The organism is Klebsiella terrigena (assembly GCF_012029655.1).
Taxonomy (GTDB): domain Bacteria; phylum Pseudomonadota; class Gammaproteobacteria; order Enterobacterales; family Enterobacteriaceae; genus Klebsiella; species Klebsiella terrigena.
Genome location: NZ_CP050508.1, coordinates 2,935,209 through 2,950,506, shown reverse-complemented (window position 1 = coordinate 2,950,506; position 15,298 = coordinate 2,935,209). Strand labels below are relative to the sequence as shown.

15 protein-coding genes and 1 pseudogene are annotated in these 15,298 nt (G+C 59.4%); 10 read left to right on the top strand and 6 right to left on the bottom strand.

The annotated features are described in order from the left end of the window. Positions 1 to 154: 154 nt before the first annotated feature. From HCK03_RS13920 to HCK03_RS13910, 3 genes are read left to right on the top strand one after another with little or no spacing between them, the layout of a single operon-like run. The gene (locus tag HCK03_RS13920) at positions 155 to 1,282 is read left to right on the top strand and encodes a BamA/TamA family outer membrane protein (RefSeq protein ID WP_167691759.1); all 1,128 of its coding nucleotides are present in this window, start codon (positions 155 to 157) and stop codon (positions 1,280 to 1,282) included. A 15-nt stretch (positions 1,283 to 1,297) separates the two neighbouring features. Continuing rightward, positions 1,298 to 2,257, top strand: a complete 960-nt coding sequence (locus tag HCK03_RS13915) for a hypothetical protein (RefSeq protein ID WP_166646178.1) — start codon at positions 1,298 to 1,300, stop codon at positions 2,255 to 2,257. 54 nt (positions 2,258 to 2,311) lie between these two features. Continuing rightward, positions 2,312 to 3,418 (top strand): DUF4056 domain-containing protein, encoded by a 1,107-nt coding sequence (locus tag HCK03_RS13910; RefSeq protein WP_167692448.1) that lies wholly within the window; start codon positions 2,312 to 2,314, stop codon positions 3,416 to 3,418. An 84-nt stretch (positions 3,419 to 3,502) separates the two neighbouring features. Here the strand turns inward: HCK03_RS13910 and HCK03_RS13905 are convergent, their stop codons facing one another. Further along, complete coding sequence (locus HCK03_RS13905; RefSeq protein WP_143967152.1) at positions 3,503 to 3,691, bottom strand: hypothetical protein; 189 nt, start codon at positions 3,689 to 3,691, stop codon at positions 3,503 to 3,505. A 45-nt stretch (positions 3,692 to 3,736) separates the two neighbouring features. On the opposite strand from HCK03_RS13905, the gene HCK03_RS13900 reads away from it, so the two are divergent. From HCK03_RS13900 to HCK03_RS13875, 6 genes and pseudogenes are all read left to right on the top strand, one after another. Then, positions 3,737 to 4,975 (top strand): GGDEF domain-containing protein, encoded by a 1,239-nt coding sequence (locus HCK03_RS13900; RefSeq protein WP_115193958.1) that lies wholly within the window; start codon positions 3,737 to 3,739, stop codon positions 4,973 to 4,975. A gap of 110 nt (positions 4,976 to 5,085) precedes the next feature. Then, positions 5,086 to 6,042: a hypothetical protein gene (locus HCK03_RS13895; protein ID WP_167691758.1), complete on the top strand. Its 957-nt coding sequence runs from the start codon at positions 5,086 to 5,088 to the stop codon at positions 6,040 to 6,042. A 139-nt stretch (positions 6,043 to 6,181) separates the two neighbouring features. Continuing rightward, a complete protein-coding gene (locus tag HCK03_RS13890; RefSeq protein ID WP_115192791.1) occupies positions 6,182 to 6,607 on the top strand; it encodes a hypothetical protein in 426 nt (141 codons plus the stop codon). A gap of 5 nt (positions 6,608 to 6,612) precedes the next feature. Further along, complete coding sequence (locus HCK03_RS13885) at positions 6,613 to 7,173, top strand: RNA polymerase sigma factor (protein ID WP_041147618.1); 561 nt, start codon at positions 6,613 to 6,615, stop codon at positions 7,171 to 7,173. A 192-nt stretch (positions 7,174 to 7,365) separates the two neighbouring features. Then, on the top strand, positions 7,366 to 7,638 hold the full coding sequence (hipB, locus tag HCK03_RS13880) for a type II toxin-antitoxin system antitoxin HipB (RefSeq protein WP_407692375.1): 273 nt from the start codon (positions 7,366 to 7,368) through the stop codon (positions 7,636 to 7,638). Further along, a pseudogene (locus HCK03_RS13875) lies at positions 7,638 to 8,955 on the top strand (type II toxin-antitoxin system HipA family toxin). Before hipB ends, HCK03_RS13875 begins: the two are co-directional and overlap by 1 nt. A 4-nt stretch (positions 8,956 to 8,959) precedes the next feature. On the opposite strand, the gene HCK03_RS13870 reads toward HCK03_RS13875, so the two are convergent. The 5 genes from HCK03_RS13870 to HCK03_RS13850 all read right to left on the bottom strand — a co-directional run bounded on the left by HCK03_RS13870 (position 8,960) and on the right by HCK03_RS13850 (position 13,478). Next, on the bottom strand, positions 8,960 to 9,589 hold the full coding sequence (locus HCK03_RS13870) for an NrsF family protein (protein WP_123552388.1): 630 nt from the start codon (positions 9,587 to 9,589) through the stop codon (positions 8,960 to 8,962). Next, positions 9,576 to 10,130 carry a sigma-70 family RNA polymerase sigma factor gene (locus tag HCK03_RS13865; protein WP_041145488.1) on the bottom strand — a complete coding sequence of 185 codons (555 nt, stop codon included), beginning with the start codon at positions 10,128 to 10,130 and terminating at the stop codon, positions 9,576 to 9,578. Before HCK03_RS13865 ends, HCK03_RS13870 begins: the two co-directional genes overlap by 14 nt. A 14-nt stretch (positions 10,131 to 10,144) precedes the next feature. Further along, entirely contained in the window at positions 10,145 to 11,377 is a 1,233-nt protein-coding gene (locus HCK03_RS13860; protein WP_041145489.1) for a protein-disulfide reductase DsbD family protein, read from the bottom strand. 15 nt (positions 11,378 to 11,392) lie between these two features. Then, positions 11,393 to 11,965 (bottom strand): peroxiredoxin, encoded by a 573-nt coding sequence (locus HCK03_RS13855; RefSeq protein WP_115192788.1) that lies wholly within the window; start codon positions 11,963 to 11,965, stop codon positions 11,393 to 11,395. 190 nt (positions 11,966 to 12,155) lie between these two features. Next, positions 12,156 to 13,478, bottom strand: a complete 1,323-nt coding sequence (locus HCK03_RS13850; protein ID WP_115192787.1) for a glycoside hydrolase family 10-like protein — start codon at positions 13,476 to 13,478, stop codon at positions 12,156 to 12,158. Between the two features lie 660 nt (positions 13,479 to 14,138). On the opposite strand from HCK03_RS13850, the gene HCK03_RS13845 reads away from it, so the two are divergent. Continuing rightward, a complete protein-coding gene (locus HCK03_RS13845; protein ID WP_172620476.1) occupies positions 14,139 to 15,197 on the top strand; it encodes a branched-chain amino acid ABC transporter substrate-binding protein in 1,059 nt (352 codons plus the stop codon). Positions 15,198 to 15,298: the final 101 nt, after the last annotated feature.

Here is a 15,298-nt window from a genome sequence, read left to right as displayed (position 1 = left end):
GTGTGATTTAGCACGCTTTTTTATCCAAAATTAAGGAAAAAATCGGCCGTCGGCAATTGGTACTTCCGCGGCGCGTACTATATATTTTCATAAGCTGAAAGCCATTATTCTTCAGTGACCTGGGTATTAAAACCCCTTATCGCCTGGAGAGTGCATGAAGCCGTTTTCCCCCCAGCTGCTGCTGGCGCTGATCGTGCCGCTTGCCGCGCCCGCCACGGCGGGGGAATTTTTCGATCCTGAAGATAGCATGCTGGATATGAGCCAGTATCTGCAGGACAACCCCTACGGATTTCTGCCGGTACCGCTGGTGATTACCGAACCTGCCGTGGGCTTTGGCGGGGGCCTGTTCGGCCTGTTTTTGCACGGTAAAGGCACCCGCGAAGGCGAGAACTACATTCCGCCGCCGATGACGGCGTTTGGCGGCGGCGGGACGCAGAACGGCACCTGGTTTGTCGGCGGCGGCCATCGTCATAGCTGGAATCACGACCATATTCGCTACCTGGTAATGCTCGGCTATGCCGATATTAACCTCGATATTTACTCCGGCGATGTGGTGGGATTTAGCCAAAACCGCAGCATCAGTACGCGGACCAAAGGCTACGGCGGCTTGCAAAAGCTGCTGTTCCGCGTCGGCGACTCCCCGGTTTTCGTCGGCGCGTCGCAGGTCTACGCCAAAACCGATATCTCCACCGACAGCCCGCTGGTCAATCGGGTCTGGCAGCGGGTATTGGGCCAGCAGAGCACCTCGTCGGCGCTGGGCGTGGTGGCGGAATATGACACAACCAATAACTTTTTCTACCCTAAGAAGGGGTTATCGCTGCAGGGCGAGTATCGTTTTTACCGCTCCATGCTCGGGGGTGACTATCAGTACAACCAGTTTTCACTTAACGGTAAATACTTTATTCCGCTGAGCCGGACGCTAACCCTGGCCTTTGCGGGGGACTATCAGTCCCTCACGCACCATGACCGGCATCTCACCCCGATGGCGCGTCCCTATATTGCGCTACGCGGGATCGCCAGCTATCGCTATCAGGGCGACTATGTCAGCACGGTGCAAACTCAGCTCGCCTGGGAGTTTCAGCCGCGCTGGATCCTGCAGGGGTTTGTCGGTATCGGTAGCGCCGCCGATGAAGCGCACGGATTGTGGGAACAAACGGAAACCGCGTGGGGGACGGGGTTTCGCTACCTGATAGCGCGGCAGTACGGCTTACATACGGGCATTGACGTCGCCTTCAGCGAGCACCAGCAGGCGGTCTATTTTAATGTGGGTTCCGGACTTTAAGGTCAGATGAAAAAAATGAGATGGACTAAAGCCATAATAACGCTACTGCTCACCTCCGGCAGCGCCTGGGGAGCCAGCGGCGGTGACGCGGCTTCCGGCGACGGCGACAGCTACTTTCCTATCTGGGGCGATGAGGCAAGGGCGCGCGGGTACGCGATCCCGCTGCCGTTTGGGATCAACCTGAGCTACATGAATATTCGCCAGGATATCCTGGTCGACAGCATCAGCTTTTCCGGGCTCAAGCTCGGCAATCACCTTATTCCGAGCGATATGTTTGCTATTGATGCCGGCCACACGCGGCAGAAAAGTAAGACCGAGAATCTGCGTCTCGATATGTGGGTCTTTCCCTTTTTAAATATCTACGGGATTGCCGGCCACACCCGTGGCTCGTCGGTTTCCAACGTCTCCGTGGATGCCGACCCATCAAAGTACACCGGCATCGACCGAATCATTGCCGGCTCCGTCCACCGCCTGCACGACAGCGGCCAGCTGCAGAACATCGATTTTGCGCTCGACTTTAAAGGCACCACCTGGGGCACCGGCTTTACGCTGGCCGGAGGATACGGCAACTGGTTTGGCCTGGTGGACACCAACTATACTCGCACCGATTTCGATATCCTCGACGGTAAGATCTCGGCCATCACCGTATCGCCACGGGTGGGCTATCGCTTCAGCATGCAGGGGATCGCCGGCCCCTCGAATTTGAGCATCTGGGTCGGCAGCATGTATCAGGACGTGCAGCAGGAGTTTAAGGGCAACCTGTCGGATCTGCATATGCCGCCCGAGCTGCAGCCGCTGATTGCCGCAGTGAATAAAGATGACCAGGGCAAGTTCGACGTTAAGCAGCGGCTCTCTTCGCCGTGGAACATGCTGATAGGCGCCCAGTATGAGATTACGCAGAATTTTAACCTGTTAACCGAGATTGGTTTCAACGAACGCAATAGCTTCTTTATTGCCGGAGAGTACCGTTTTTAGCCTCTCAACCTGCCGCTTGCCGCGAGCGTGCTTTATGTTCTGGAGACGATGTTAATGCGTAATGGCTGGTTGTTTTTGCTGGCGGCGGCGTTCTCCGTGTGCGCGAAAGATCCCTTACTGCCGACCATCACCCATCCTCGGGTGACGCCGGTAGTGGGCCAACTGGCGCCGCCGGAGTCTCTGCGACCCTGCTGCGCGTTTGGCTACGACCTGCAGGTCAGGGCCATTGGCGTGCCGATCCCGGTTTATCAGATAGGCAACGTGCTGACGCTCGATACCCTCGGTGAGCATCACTACAACGATAGCGCGCTGGGCGCCGTGAAAAACCTGGTGGGCCTGAGTGACGAAAAAAACGGGCTGATCTATACCCGCCGCGGCGGCTTTATTGATATCGCCCACGTTCGCGATACCGCCGACTACACCTTCTATCTCTACAGCCGGATCTACCCTAACCTCGGGCAGTCCGGGCGCATTTTCTACAGCGAGGAGCTTGGCGTCAGGCGCGTGCAGCTCAACGCGTTTATGCCGCCAGCGTCAGTTTCCGCGCGGGTCACGATCGCCGCCTGGCTGGCGGGGCATCTGGCGTATGAAATTGCCCAGTGGCATGAGATCGCCCAGTGGTACGGTTTCCAGTCGGTGCCCGGCTTTTCGGAGGAGATTTCTGCATTTTCGCCGGAAGATCTCTACTCCAATCTTCTCGGGGCGCGGCTGGCGATCGACGTCATTTTGCAGGGGCACGCCGGGTCGGTTGACGACTACAACCGGGCGATGACCGACGCGCTGAAAAAGGTGCTGGTTAAGCTGATGGTCGCGCCGAGGAGCGAGACGGAGAAGATGTTCCGCCAGCTCGACGGCGACTGGTGGAACAGCCATCGCCGGGTGCCGGATAAGTTTCTGGTGTTAAAGCGTAACTACGATCTGCGCGCCAATCGCCTGCCCACGCCGGTGCCTTTCGAGCGCGCCGAGCCCTATCTGCTGACGATGCCGGAGAAGGTGGCCGGGTTTGCGCTTGCCGACCTCGGACAGCTGCAGATCCACCCCGGGCATGATATGCAGTCGCTGCCGGTTCCGCAGAGCTTCTATACGCCGGAGCAGTTTCAGAGGCTGGCGGAAAGCGCCGCGCAGGCGGATAAAACCCAGCTTGAGCGCATAGAAAAATAGGCGCCCGGCGAGAGAAAATACCTGCGGGAAGAGGGCCGTGACCCGCATAGCGCGGATGAAAAAGAAACTACCAACTCTGCTAGTTTATTCTATCCATTTGAAATGGATTGAATAATAGTTGTCTGTGCCGGTCAGCTGCGCTGAATAGCGTTTTTTGCTGGTGCAGACACCGTTTGTTATTAAAAAGGTGGCTATAATTGGCGATTCTTCGTCATCCCGTTGAACTCTCTGATTAATTTGCTTTATTTTCGCCAGCAGGCGATGAATGCTCATGTGACTGGATTTCAGATTGACGATGTATGGCGGGTGGAGGGCGGCATGCTATTAAAAGAATTAATTATTTTCGACCTGTTAGCCACCCCTATTTGGGTGGTTCATCCTTTTAAAGAACGCATACTTTACGGCAATCCGGCCTCCAGAGCCCTCAGCGGCGATATGTCGCTGGACCAGATGCGCAAAGGGACATTCTCAACCTGTCCGGAAGTCAGCCTGCAGAATTATCTCTATTACTTCAAAAATATTGCCGAGATTTTTGAAGTCTGGACAATTAATTCCCTCGACGGCCAGACCTCGATTTATTGTAAAACCACGCTGATTAAATCAGAAGAGTATGACTCCCTGATTCTATTCGAGGCGGTCAAGCTGCTTGAGCAAAATGAATCAATCAATACCACCTCCCGGCATTATCAGCGGCGCAGCAACGGTTTTTTCTCGCGTTTTTTTATGACCAACTCTGCCCCCATGCTATTAATCGATCCTCACCGCGACGGCAGAATTATTGACGCGAATATTGCCGCGCTGCGCTTTTATAATTACACCGCCGATGAGATGCGGGCGAAGCACACCTGGCAAATTAATACTCTCGGCCGGGACGTTCTTCCTATCATGCGCAACGTCGCAAGCCTGCCCGGCGGCCATAAGCCGCTCAACTTCACCCATATTCTTGCTGACGGCTCCATTCGCCACGTTCAAACCTACGCCGGTCCGGTAGTGCTCTACAATATTCGCCTGATGCTCTGCATCGTGCACGACGTGACCGAAGAGGTGCATTTAAGAAGAGAGCTCGAGTTTTCCGCCTCGCACGATCCGCTCACCGGCCTGCTTAACCGGCGCGAATTTTATCGCATCGTGGATTCCGCCGCGTTTAAGCCCACCGGCTTTTGCCTGCTGCTGGTTGATGTCGATAACTTTAAGGCCATTAACGATAGCTACGGTCATCAGAAAGGCGATGAGGTTTTACTGACAATTTCGCGGATCCTTGAATCGACGGTGACGCATCAGGACAAAATATATCGCTGGGGCGGCGAGGAGTTTCTGCTATTTCTACCGGAGCGGTCCATTGAGATGGCGCTGCAGATGGCGGAGAGCATTCGCCTCGCGGTCAGCGGCTATCAGCTGGCGGATCACCCCGGCCCGGTGACCGTCAGCATTGGCGTCGCCGACCATCAGGATGACGAAGAGATCGACCAGCTGTTCAATCGCGTCGATAAGGCGCTGTATGCGGCGAAGAAAGAGGGACGAAACCAGGTGCGGCTGTATCTGGTTGAAAAATATTGAGGCGTGGCGCAATACCGCCCGGCGGTGCCGGAGTACCGCTATACTGGATAGCAAACGGGCCCGTTGGGTCAGGCTAATCGCTAATCGGCGGACGAGGTGACCACTAAGCTATGAGCGTTTCCTTATTCCGCACCTTCTCCAGGCTGGCTGCCGCTCTGCTGCTGGTCTCGACGCCTGCCTTCGCCGTCGATGGCGGCCATTTAAAGCAGCGGGCGAACGCGGTATTGATGCTGATGAGCTATACCGTCGTTCCCGACGTTACCGCCAGCGATCTTAATATCGGCTCCGGCACTAACGAGAAGAACAAGCTGTCGATTACCCAGTTCGGCGGCGGCGCGACGATGAGCGAAAGCGTCCCGATTTACCTTGAGGGCACGATGGGCTACAGCCGCTACGATCCGCAGTTTGTGCTCAGCGACGGCAGCGAAAGCCGCAAAATACCGACCCGCTGGAACAGCCTCACCGCCACCGGCGGCGTCGGCTGGGATTTCCGGCTCTATAAAGACCGGTGGGGCGGCAGCCTGGTGCTGCGGCCCATCGTTAACGTGATGCTCGGCACGATGGCCAGCGACGTACGTATCGGCAGCTGGGCGATTGAGCGGCGCAGGGACGCCGATTTTCAATTCCTCGACGGCGGCAGGCTCAACGCCTACGGACTGGGCGGGTCGCTGATGCTGGACTACGAGCTGTTTTCTCCCGCCCAGGATATTGATATCGAACTTCGCTACTCGGCCATGAGCCTGCAGACTTTCGGCAATACGCCCGAGGCGGTCAGCGGTCAGGCGAGCGCCGAAAACCTCGGGCTCTACGTTCGTCGCCGGGCACCCATCGCCGACTGGACGCTGCTGAAAAGCCCGGTGCGCTACGTTCTCGAAGGGGCCCATACCGAGTATCTGGGCGATCAGCGCGGGCAGCTGGGCTTCAACGGCCTCAGCTCGCTGGGGATCGGCCTGGAGCTGGATAGCAGCAAGTATGACTTTTTTATCAGCCGCACCCGCCTCGTAGCGCGCTATATGTTTGGTGAAAATACCCAGGGCTACGGCGTTGGCCTGGCGATGAGCTTTTAGCGCGCGCAACTTCGCTGCCCAAAATTCAGCGCATGAATATATTTAGCCGCTTTTTTAAAATTGTTAGCAATATTTCTCCGGCTCATTCGTCTACCTCATCAGCAGTTCCTATTCACGACAATCATGAGGTAGCAACAGGATGAGAAATTTCGATAGGCATGACAACCGCCGTCACTACGGCTTTGGCCACCCCCGGATGGGCAAAGCGCTGATCGTTGGCGTGGCGATCGTCGCGCTACTCGGGCTGGTGGTGATGTCGCTGTGGAACGCGCTGCTGCCGGCGATTATTGGCGTTAAAAGCATCGGCTTCTGGCAGGCCTTAGGTCTGCTGGCGCTGTCGCGGATCCTCTTCGGCGGCCTTGGCTTCCGCCCGGGAATGTTCGGCATGGGACGCGAGCGTCGGCGCATGCATGAACGCTGGATGCAGATGAATCCCGAGCAGCGCGAAGAGTTTATGCAGCGCTTTGGTCACCGCGACCGCCGCGGGCACTGCGGCTGGCGCGATCGCCGCAATGAGCCCGCGCAGCCGGCAGACGATGCGTCTAAAACGACGCCGAGCGAGTGAGCGAAATGAAAGGTGCAGCGGCGGGGGAGTCACTGCTTGTTTCGGCGCTCAACGCCTGCCGATCTCGGCTGAAGGCCTTTATTCGCGGCCGCACGTCGGTACGCGACGAAGCTGATGATATTCTGCAGGAAGTGACCTGGCAGCTGATGACGGTCGAGCAGCCGGTGGAGAACGTTGCCGCCTGGCTGTTCCGCGCCGCGCGCAACGAAATGACCGACCGGGCGCGCAAAAAGCGCGAGCTGCCGCTGGCGGACTACTTTTCCGGGGATGAGGAGGGCGAGTTCCCGGAAGATGAGCTGGCGGAGACCCTGTTTGGGGTGCCTCAAACGCCGGAGGACGAGTACCTGAAGGAGCTGCTGTGGGAGGAGCTGAACCAGGCGCTAGCCGAACTGCCCGCCGCCCAGCGGGAGGTCTTCGAAAAGACCGAGCTGCTGGGCTACAGCTACAAAGAGCTGGCCGCAGAGTGCGGGGCCAGCGAGCAGGCCCTGCTATCGCGCAAGCATAAAGCTGTGCTCTACCTGCGTACGCGCCTGCGCGTCCTCTATGATGAGCTGATGAGCGGGTAAATCCTGGCCCGATCGCCGAGCGCGGCGATCGGGCCGCACGCATTATCCTTAACAGGGGATATTTGACGTTTTATCCCCACAAGAGGATATTAACGTCTTTATCCTCTTGTGGGGATATCCCGGCCAAAAGTTGACATTATCCTCACCAGGGTATAAATAGGGTCTTATCCCCACAAGAGGATAGATAAGACTATGATAACGCCTCCGACGATCTACAGCCCGGCCCAGCTGGCAAACCATATCAAGCTGGTGCGGCAAAAAAACCGATGGACACAAAGCGACCTGGCCCGCCGGATAGGCATTAAGCAGGCGACGATCTCGAACTTCGAAAACCATCCGGACAAAACCACTCTCACCACGCTGTTTAAGATTTTACAATCTCTTGAAATGACGATGGTGGTGTGCGAAAAGGGCGCCACGTCGGGTCCTGAGCAACAGGATAGTCAACGGGATCTGGAGTGGTAATGGCAATGCTCGTGACGTGGATGAACAATGAACGTGTCGGGGAGCTGGTCAAGCTGGCCAACGGCGCGCATCAGTTCCGCTATGAACCGCGCTGGCCAAAACCCGCGCGCCCGCCCGCTCTCCCTGTCGCTGCCGCTGCAGTTCGGCAACATCACTTCGGATGCGGTGTTTAACTACTTCGACAACCTGCTGCCCGACAGCCCGCTGGTGCGTGACCGTATTGTTAAGCGCTATCAGGCCCGCTCAAAGCAGCCCTTCGACCTGCTGGCCGAGGTGGGGCGCGACAGCGTCGGGGCGGTCACTCTTCTGCCCGAAGGCGCCGCTCCGGCGACCGGCGCGCTGACCTGGGAAGCGCTCGACGACGCCCGGCTTGACGCGCTGCTGACGGCCTACCGCGCGGATATACCGCTGGGTATGATTAACGGCCAGGAGGAGTTCAGAATATCGGTCGCCGGCGCCCAGGAGAAAACGGCGCTGCTGAAGATGGACGACCGCTGGTGCATACCGACGGCGACAACGCCAACGACGCATATTATTAAGCTGCCGATCGGCGAGATCAGGCAGCCGGACGCGGTGCTGGATCTCAGCGAGAGCGTCGATAACGAATATCTCTGTCTGGCCCTCGCGCGGGCGCTGGGCTTTGCCGTGCCGGACGCGGAAATTATTACCACCCGCAGCATCCGGGCGCTGGCGGTGGCGCGTTTTGACCGCCGCTGGGCGCAGGAGAACACGCGGCTGCTGCGCTTGCCGCAGGAGGATCTGTGCCAGGCGTTCGGCATTCCTTCCTCGATGAAGTACGAGTCCGACGGCGGGCCGGGGATCGCCAGCATCATGGCGTTTCTGCTCGGCTCCAGCGAGGCGCTGAAGGATCGCGCCGATTTTATGAAGTTCATCGTTTTTCAATGGCTGATCGGCGCCACCGACGGGCATGCGAAGAATTTTTCCATTTTCCTGCAGCCCGGCGGCAGCTACCGCCTGACGCCGTTCTACGACATTATCTCGGCGTTTCCGCTGCTCGGCGGCGCGGGTTTGCATATCAGCGACCTTAAGCTGTCGATGAGCCTGAAAGCGTCGAAAGGGCGGAAAACGGAGATTCAGACCATCTACCCGCGTCATTTCCTCGCCACGGCAAAAGAGGTGGGATTTGCGCAGCAGCAGATGCTGGAGATCCTGCGCTATTTTGCCGATAACCTGCCGCGGGCGGTCGAGACGGTCAGCGCGTCGCTGCCGGAGGATTTTTCCCCGACGGTTTACCAGGCCATTATCTCGCACACCCTCAGAAACCATGCCCGCCTGCAGAGCGGGCTAGCGGGCTAGCGGGTTAGCTCACGCTAACCCAACGCCTGCCAACCATCACCGTCAGCGCGACGATGGTGACGATTGCCGCCAGGTGCAGCGCAAAATCGAGCAGGTGCAGATGCACCGGATGGCAAAACGCCAGCAGGCTCACCGCCAGGCTGGCAACGCCGAGCCCGGCCATCGCCAGGCTCCGCGCCGGATAGAGCGCCCGCGTGCGCCGCAGGCTGGCGATCATCAGCACCATCATCGGCGTACTGACGACCAGCAGAAAGGTAAAGCAGCTGACGCTGTCGTCATCGTGCAGCGGCGGCGCGTCGCCGGGAATGCTGCTGATGCTCAGACCGAGCCACATCAGGCCGATGGGCAACAGAGCCTTCCAGCTGATGCTCCGGCGCCCGGCAATGCTCATGGTAAAGGCGCGGCGAATGGTTAACGTTCCGAGCAGAAATGCCAGCACCAGCTGCACCACCGCCAGCCGCGCGCCGGGCTGCGACCAGTCGGTGAGGCCGCGCGGTACCAGCAGGCTGGCGGCCCAGGCGCACGGCAGGGCCAGCGCCAGCCAGCCGGCGACGCGCCAGCCGGTCGGCCACGGACGTTTGACCGGGCGCATTTCGCGGCCGAGTTTTTCAATAAGCAGATTATGATCGGTCATGGTGGGCTCCAAATCGGCGCAGGTTTTTCAACGCCCGATGCAGCAGCGATTTCACCGCCGCCACGCTGAGATTGTTATGGGTAGCCGCTTCCGCCAGGCTCATTTCGCGCAGATGAACGTGCTCGACAATTTCGCGCTGGCGCAGGGGAAGCTGACGCAGGTAGCCCGCCAGCTCCTCCCGGCTCTCCTGGCGCGGCGGGTCGGCGGCGGCCGCCTCGGGCAGCGACTCGTCAGAAATTTCCCAGTGCTGATAGCGCCCGCGCCGTCGCAGGGCGTCCACGGTGCGGGCCGAGATAATCGCCAGCAGCCAGGGCAGAAAGGGAAAGGCCGGATCGTAGGTGTGACGTACCCGATGCAGGCTGAGCAGCACATCCTGGATAACGTCTTCCACCAGCGCCTCATCGGCGATCCGTTTGCGCACCTGCGAGCGGATTGTCGGCACCAGCGCCTTGAGCAGCCGGGTGTAGGCGAGCCTGTCGCCCGCCTGCGCCTGCTCCATTAGCGCGGGCCAGCTTTCGCGCGCGCTATCGTTTGTTTGCATAGTCCGCCTTGTTATTACGCTTTTTTGCCGGCGGCCTGGGTCAGGGCATTGACCACAATCCCCGGCGTCAGCACCTGCGGCAGGACCTTCGGCGGCCCGCCGTCGGCCGGATAAACCACGTACAGCGGCAGTCCGCCCTGGCCGAACTGGTTGAGCGCATCGTCGACGTCCGGATTAAATTTCGTCGAGTCCGCGACCATATAAAGGGTATCGGTTTTTACCAGCGCCTCTTTCACCGCCTGGGTGGAGAGCGACGTTTTTTCATTCACCTGGCAGGTAATACACCAGGAGGCGGTAAAGTTCACAAAGATAGCCTTGCCGTGACCGCGCTGGGCGGCGACGGTTTGCGGCGTCCAGCGCTGGGACGACACCTCCGCCGTCTGCCCGAGCTCCGGCGAGGAGGCCGCGGGCTTAACCAGCCCCGGCAGCGGCGCAAGAACCGCCACAACCAGCGCGGCGGTTAGCGCAAACAGGGCCCGATGCCCCTTGCCCTGGAATGCGCGACGCTGCGCGATGCCGTACAGCCAGGCGGCGAAGCTGAGCACCACCGAGGCGGCAAGCAGGGCGGCCAGCGCCGCGCTTCCGGCCTGCTGCGCCAGAACCCACACCAGCCAGGCCCAGGCGCCAAACATCGGAAAGGCGAGCGCGCGTTTCAGGATATCCATCCACGGGCCGGGGCGCGGCAATATTCTGGCCAGCGGCGGAAAGAGCGACACCAGGGTAAAGGGCGCGGCGAAGCCGAACGCCAGCGCGAGGAAGATGGTTAACGACACCGCCGGCGGCTGGACCAGCGCGTAGCCAATCGCGCTGGCCATAAAGGGCGCAGCGCAGGGCGTGGCGACGACGATCGCCAGCGCGCCGGTGAGCGCCGAGCGGATAAACGCGCCGCGGCCGATATCCAGCCCGCCGACGCGCTGCGCCGTCAGCCCGACCTCAAAGACGCCAAGCAGGTTAAGCGCCGCGCCGAGGATCGTCAGGGAGAGCAGCGCGATCACCAGCGGCGACTGCAGCTGGAAGCCCCAGCCGACCGCGGTGCCGCCGGCGCGCACCGCCAGCAGAATGCCCGCCAGCGCCATCATGGTAATCACGACGCCGAGCAAGAACGCCAGACCTTCGCGGCGGGCGCTGGCGGCGTTATCGGCGTGACGCAGCAGCCCCAGCGCCTTCAGGGAGACCACCGGAAAAACGCAGGGCATAAAGTTGAGAATGATGCCGCCAATAAAGGCGGCCAGCATCGCGGTTAACATCGCTGGCCTCTTTACTTAATGAGTTTGCGGGTGAGAGGCGTCGTACTGCTTCACGGCAGCGAGCGTCTTCTCGATATGTGCATCCGGGTTTCTATCAGTGTAACTCAGCAGGATGTTGCCATCCGGCGCAATGACGTACGAGGTGCGATCGGAGAGCGTTTTGCCTTTCATCTCCATCAGCGTCTGGTACTGGGCGGCGACCTTAGCGCCCGGGTCCGCCGCGACGGCGAACTTATCCCGGCACTCCAGCTTAGAGAAGTCGCTGACCTGGTCGGTATTGCCCGCGGTCACGCCAACCACGGTGGCCCCCATTTTAGTGAAGCTGTCGGTGGCTTCCGCAAAGTCATGAGCTTCAATGGTGCAGCCGGCGCTAAAGGCCGCCGGGAAGAAATAGAGCACCACCGGCCCTTTTTGCAGCGCCTGCTGCAGGGAGAAGGTCATCGGCTTGCCGGCGAGCGCGCCCTGCAGCTTAAAATCCGGGGCTTTCGCGCCCACGGGCAACGCCGCGCTGGTGCTGAACGCGGTGGCGGAGAGGCCGAGGGCGGCGGTTACGGTCAGGGTACGGATGAGGTTTTTGATGCGTGTCATTATCTGCTCCTGCGATTTGGGGGAGTGCCGGTTTGGCCAAACTCATTCATCTCAGCTATTCAATTCGCCGCAGCGGGGGAAAAAGTTGCGCGCAGGTGAAAAAAAAGTGCGCCCGGCTCATCGTGCGATGCACGGGGCCGAGGAAGTGGAGAGGAAGCGCCTGCGAAACGGGTTCCGCAGGCGGCAGAGATTAATTTCCCCAGCGGCTCTGCAGATAGTTGACGGCCTGGCGGGTCTGGGGCTGGTTGAGATTGTTCTCGCGGAACAGAATGGTGCCCTGGATTTCGGGGATCGCATCGTTGAGGTCGAGCTGCTTTTTCAGCTCCGGCACGCCGCCGTTAACCATCCAGTCGGGTTCATTTTTTGACGGCTCGCCGACTTTGTACAGCGCCACGCCGATATAGAGCCGCGTGTGGGTTGGCTTGACGACCTCCGCCCACCATTTCGCGAGTACGTCATAGCGGGCAGCGTCGCGCGCAAACGGCCAGTAGAGCTGAGGCGCGATATAGTCGAGTAGCCCCTGCTGTACCCAGCGGCGGGTATCGGCGTAGGACTCATCGTAAGCCGCCGCGCCGCGGGTGTCTGAGCCGGCGGGATCGTGGGAGAGATTGCGCCACACGCCGGCCGGGCTGACGCCAAACTCCACGCTGGGGTTAATCTGCTTGATGGTGCGCGACACCTGCTCAATCAGCTGCTGGGTATTGTGCCGGCGCCAGTCCGCCTTACTGGCAAACCCCTGACCATACTGCTGGAACGTTTGATTATCGTTAAGGGCCGAACCCGCCGTTTCGGTATAGAAATAGTCGTCAAACTGCACCCCGTCGACCGGGTAGTGCTCGACGACTTCGGCGACGATACGGGTTATCCAGTCGCGAGCCTCCGGAATACCCGGGTCGAGAACAAAGCGGTCGCTGGCGGTACGGATCCAGTCGCGGTGCAGGACAAAGACGCTGGCCGGGCTTTGCGACTGCGTGCGGTTGAGCTCGGCGACGGTTTTCGGGCGGGTGTTCACCGACACGCGGTAGGGGTTAAACCAGGCGTGAACCCGCATCCCGCGCTTGTGCGCCTCATCGAGCATAAACTGCAGCGGATCGTAGCCCGGGTCTTCGCCAATGGCGCCGGTCAGCATATCTGACCAGGGTAAAATCTTTGACGGCCACAGCGCGGTGCCGTCGGGTTTGACCTGGAAGAAGACGGTGTTAATCCCGAGGCGCTGCAGATTATCGAGCTTGGCAATCAGCGCCACCTTCTGCTGGCTAATCCGGCTCTCCGGGCTGCTGGCAATGATCGACCCCACCGGCGGCCAGTCGAGGCGCGAGACCGTCGTCAGCCAGACGCCGCGTACCGGCTCGTGCGTTTTTGGCAGCGCCGTCTGTTTAACCGCCGGCGGCAGCGGCGTAACCAGCGAACGGGGCGGCTGGCTGCTGCAGCTGGCGAGGATAAAGGCGGTCGCCACCGCCGCGGCGGATGCGGCCAGGGTAGCGATAAAAAAGCGACGGGAGCGGATAATCATAGACGTGGGCTTATTCTGTTGGTCGCGTAAAAGAAGCATTTTCGTATTATGCGTTGTTAAGTCAATCCTTTATGTGGGGAATTATCCGGGCCCGCCGTCGGCGTCGGCCTTTAGCTTTTTAGGTCTGCGTTAAATCGGCTGCGGTTTGGGCACGCGTAATCTATTTTTTGCATTACGTAGGGCAACCGCGGGGCGAAACGATCGCTCTTGCTAGCTTGTTCACAATATTGCAACAAAATTTTTCACGCCCATGATCGTTTTCGCACTTTTGCACCAGCCCGGTGCGCAACGCCTGCCAGGAACAACTATGTTTAGCACGCGGGTCGGAACGGATGCCGCAGTCCTCAATTCGCCACGTGATGGCAACCTATCTCCTGACTTGTCCTGAAATGCACGTTGGTCGGTGGCGGTGACCGCGGCTGTTACGCGTTGCTCTCATCTATTAGTAAGCGATCTGTCATGTCATTTCTTCCTGGCGGGGTTTTTGCTTCTTCCACCTTTAGCCGCTGCGGCTGGATAACGGCCTTCGGCAAACAAAACGGTAAGTGATATTTTCCGCGTCATTTAATGGCGCCAGGTTATAAATCGCTGAGGAATATCTGAATGTCTCTGAAACTTAAAAAGTTGACTCTTCATTTTGCGATTGCAGGTTGTATGAGCGTGGCATTTTGCGCACAGGCGGATGTGAAGATTGGCGTTGCCGGGCCGTTCACCGGACCCAATGCTTCCTATGGCGCCCAGTACTGGAAAGGGGCGTCGCAGGCGGTAGCAGACATTAACGCGGCGGGAGGAATTAAGGGCGAAAAAATTGTGCTGGTGCAGGGGGATGATGCCTGTGAACCGAAGCAGGCCGTAGCGGTAGCCAACCGTCTGGTTGATGAGTCGGGGGTTTCTGCGGTTGTCGGACACTTCTGCTCATCATCGACGATGCCGGCATCCGAAGTGTACGACGAGGCGGGGATCCTGACGATTACGCCGGGGTCAACAAACCCGCTGATCACCGAGCGCGGGATGAAGGATATGTTCCGCATGTGCGGCCGTGACGATCAGCAGGGGGCGATTGCGGCGAACTATATGCTTGACGTGCTGAAGGCGAAGAAAATAGCCGTCATTCATGACAAGGATACCTACGGTCAGGGGCTGGCCGACGCCACCCGCGCGGCGCTGGCAAAACGCGGCACCAAAGAGGTGCTGTACGAAGGGCTGTCGCGGGGTGAGAAGGACTTCAACGCCCTGGTCACCAAAATTGGCGCGCTGAAGCCTGACGTGGTCTATTTCGGCGGCTGTCATCCGGAAGCCGGCCCGCTGGTGCGGCAGATGCGGGAGCAGGGGCTGCAGGCGAAATTCTTCTCCGGCGACTGTGTCGTAACTGAGGAGCTGGTGACCACCGCCGGCGGCCCGCAGTTTACCAACGGCGTGCTGATGACGTTTGGTAAGGATCCGCGCACCATTCCTGAGGGCAAAACGGTGATTGAGAAGTTCCGCGCCAGCGGCTTCGAACCGGAAGGCTATACCCTTTACGCCTATGCCTCGATCCAGGCTATCGCTGCGGCCTATAACGCGGTGGGCGCCGACAACACTAAGGCCAGCGAGTGGCTGAAAAGTCATAGCGTCGATACGGTGATGGGCAAAAAGGCCTGGGACGGTAAAGGCGATCTGAAGGTGTCGGATTATGTGGTCTACGCATGGGATGACAAGGGCAAGTATCATCAGCTTTAGCCGTTTGCTGAACTCTTTGTCCCTGTAAAAAGGGCGTCGTACTACTGAAGGCAGCGCACGGCGGGAGCCTGCCGTGCGCTGCCTGCTTACTGGCAGGATGG

What these genes read in the sequence shown, in the direction of transcription:
- HCK03_RS13885 (WP_041147618.1), top strand. Translation starts at nt 6,613, where the DNA reads ATGAAAGGTGCAGCGGCGGGGGAGTCACTGCTTGTTTCGGCGCTCAAC.
- HCK03_RS13850 (WP_115192787.1), bottom strand. Translation starts at nt 13,478, where the DNA reads ATGATTATCCGCTCCCGTCGCTTTTTTATCGCTACCCTGGCCGCATCC.
- HCK03_RS13855 (WP_115192788.1), bottom strand. Translation starts at nt 11,965, where the DNA reads ATGACACGCATCAAAAACCTCATCCGTACCCTGACCGTAACCGCCGCC.
- HCK03_RS13900 (WP_115193958.1), top strand. Translation starts at nt 3,737, where the DNA reads ATGCTATTAAAAGAATTAATTATTTTCGACCTGTTAGCCACCCCTATT.
- HCK03_RS13870 (WP_123552388.1), bottom strand. Translation starts at nt 9,589, where the DNA reads ATGACCGATCATAATCTGCTTATTGAAAAACTCGGCCGCGAAATGCGC.
- hipB (WP_407692375.1), top strand. Translation starts at nt 7,366, where the DNA reads ATGATAACGCCTCCGACGATCTACAGCCCGGCCCAGCTGGCAAACCAT.
- HCK03_RS13905 (WP_143967152.1), bottom strand. Translation starts at nt 3,691, where the DNA reads ATGAGCATTCATCGCCTGCTGGCGAAAATAAAGCAAATTAATCAGAGA.
- HCK03_RS13915 (WP_166646178.1), top strand. Translation starts at nt 1,298, where the DNA reads ATGAGATGGACTAAAGCCATAATAACGCTACTGCTCACCTCCGGCAGC.
- HCK03_RS13890 (WP_115192791.1), top strand. Translation starts at nt 6,182, where the DNA reads ATGAGAAATTTCGATAGGCATGACAACCGCCGTCACTACGGCTTTGGC.
- HCK03_RS13895 (WP_167691758.1), top strand. Translation starts at nt 5,086, where the DNA reads ATGAGCGTTTCCTTATTCCGCACCTTCTCCAGGCTGGCTGCCGCTCTG.
- HCK03_RS13860 (WP_041145489.1), bottom strand. Translation starts at nt 11,377, where the DNA reads ATGTTAACCGCGATGCTGGCCGCCTTTATTGGCGGCATCATTCTCAAC.
- HCK03_RS13865 (WP_041145488.1), bottom strand. Translation starts at nt 10,130, where the DNA reads ATGCAAACAAACGATAGCGCGCGCGAAAGCTGGCCCGCGCTAATGGAG.
- HCK03_RS13910 (WP_167692448.1), top strand. Translation starts at nt 2,312, where the DNA reads ATGCGTAATGGCTGGTTGTTTTTGCTGGCGGCGGCGTTCTCCGTGTGC.
- HCK03_RS13920 (WP_167691759.1), top strand. Translation starts at nt 155, where the DNA reads ATGAAGCCGTTTTCCCCCCAGCTGCTGCTGGCGCTGATCGTGCCGCTT.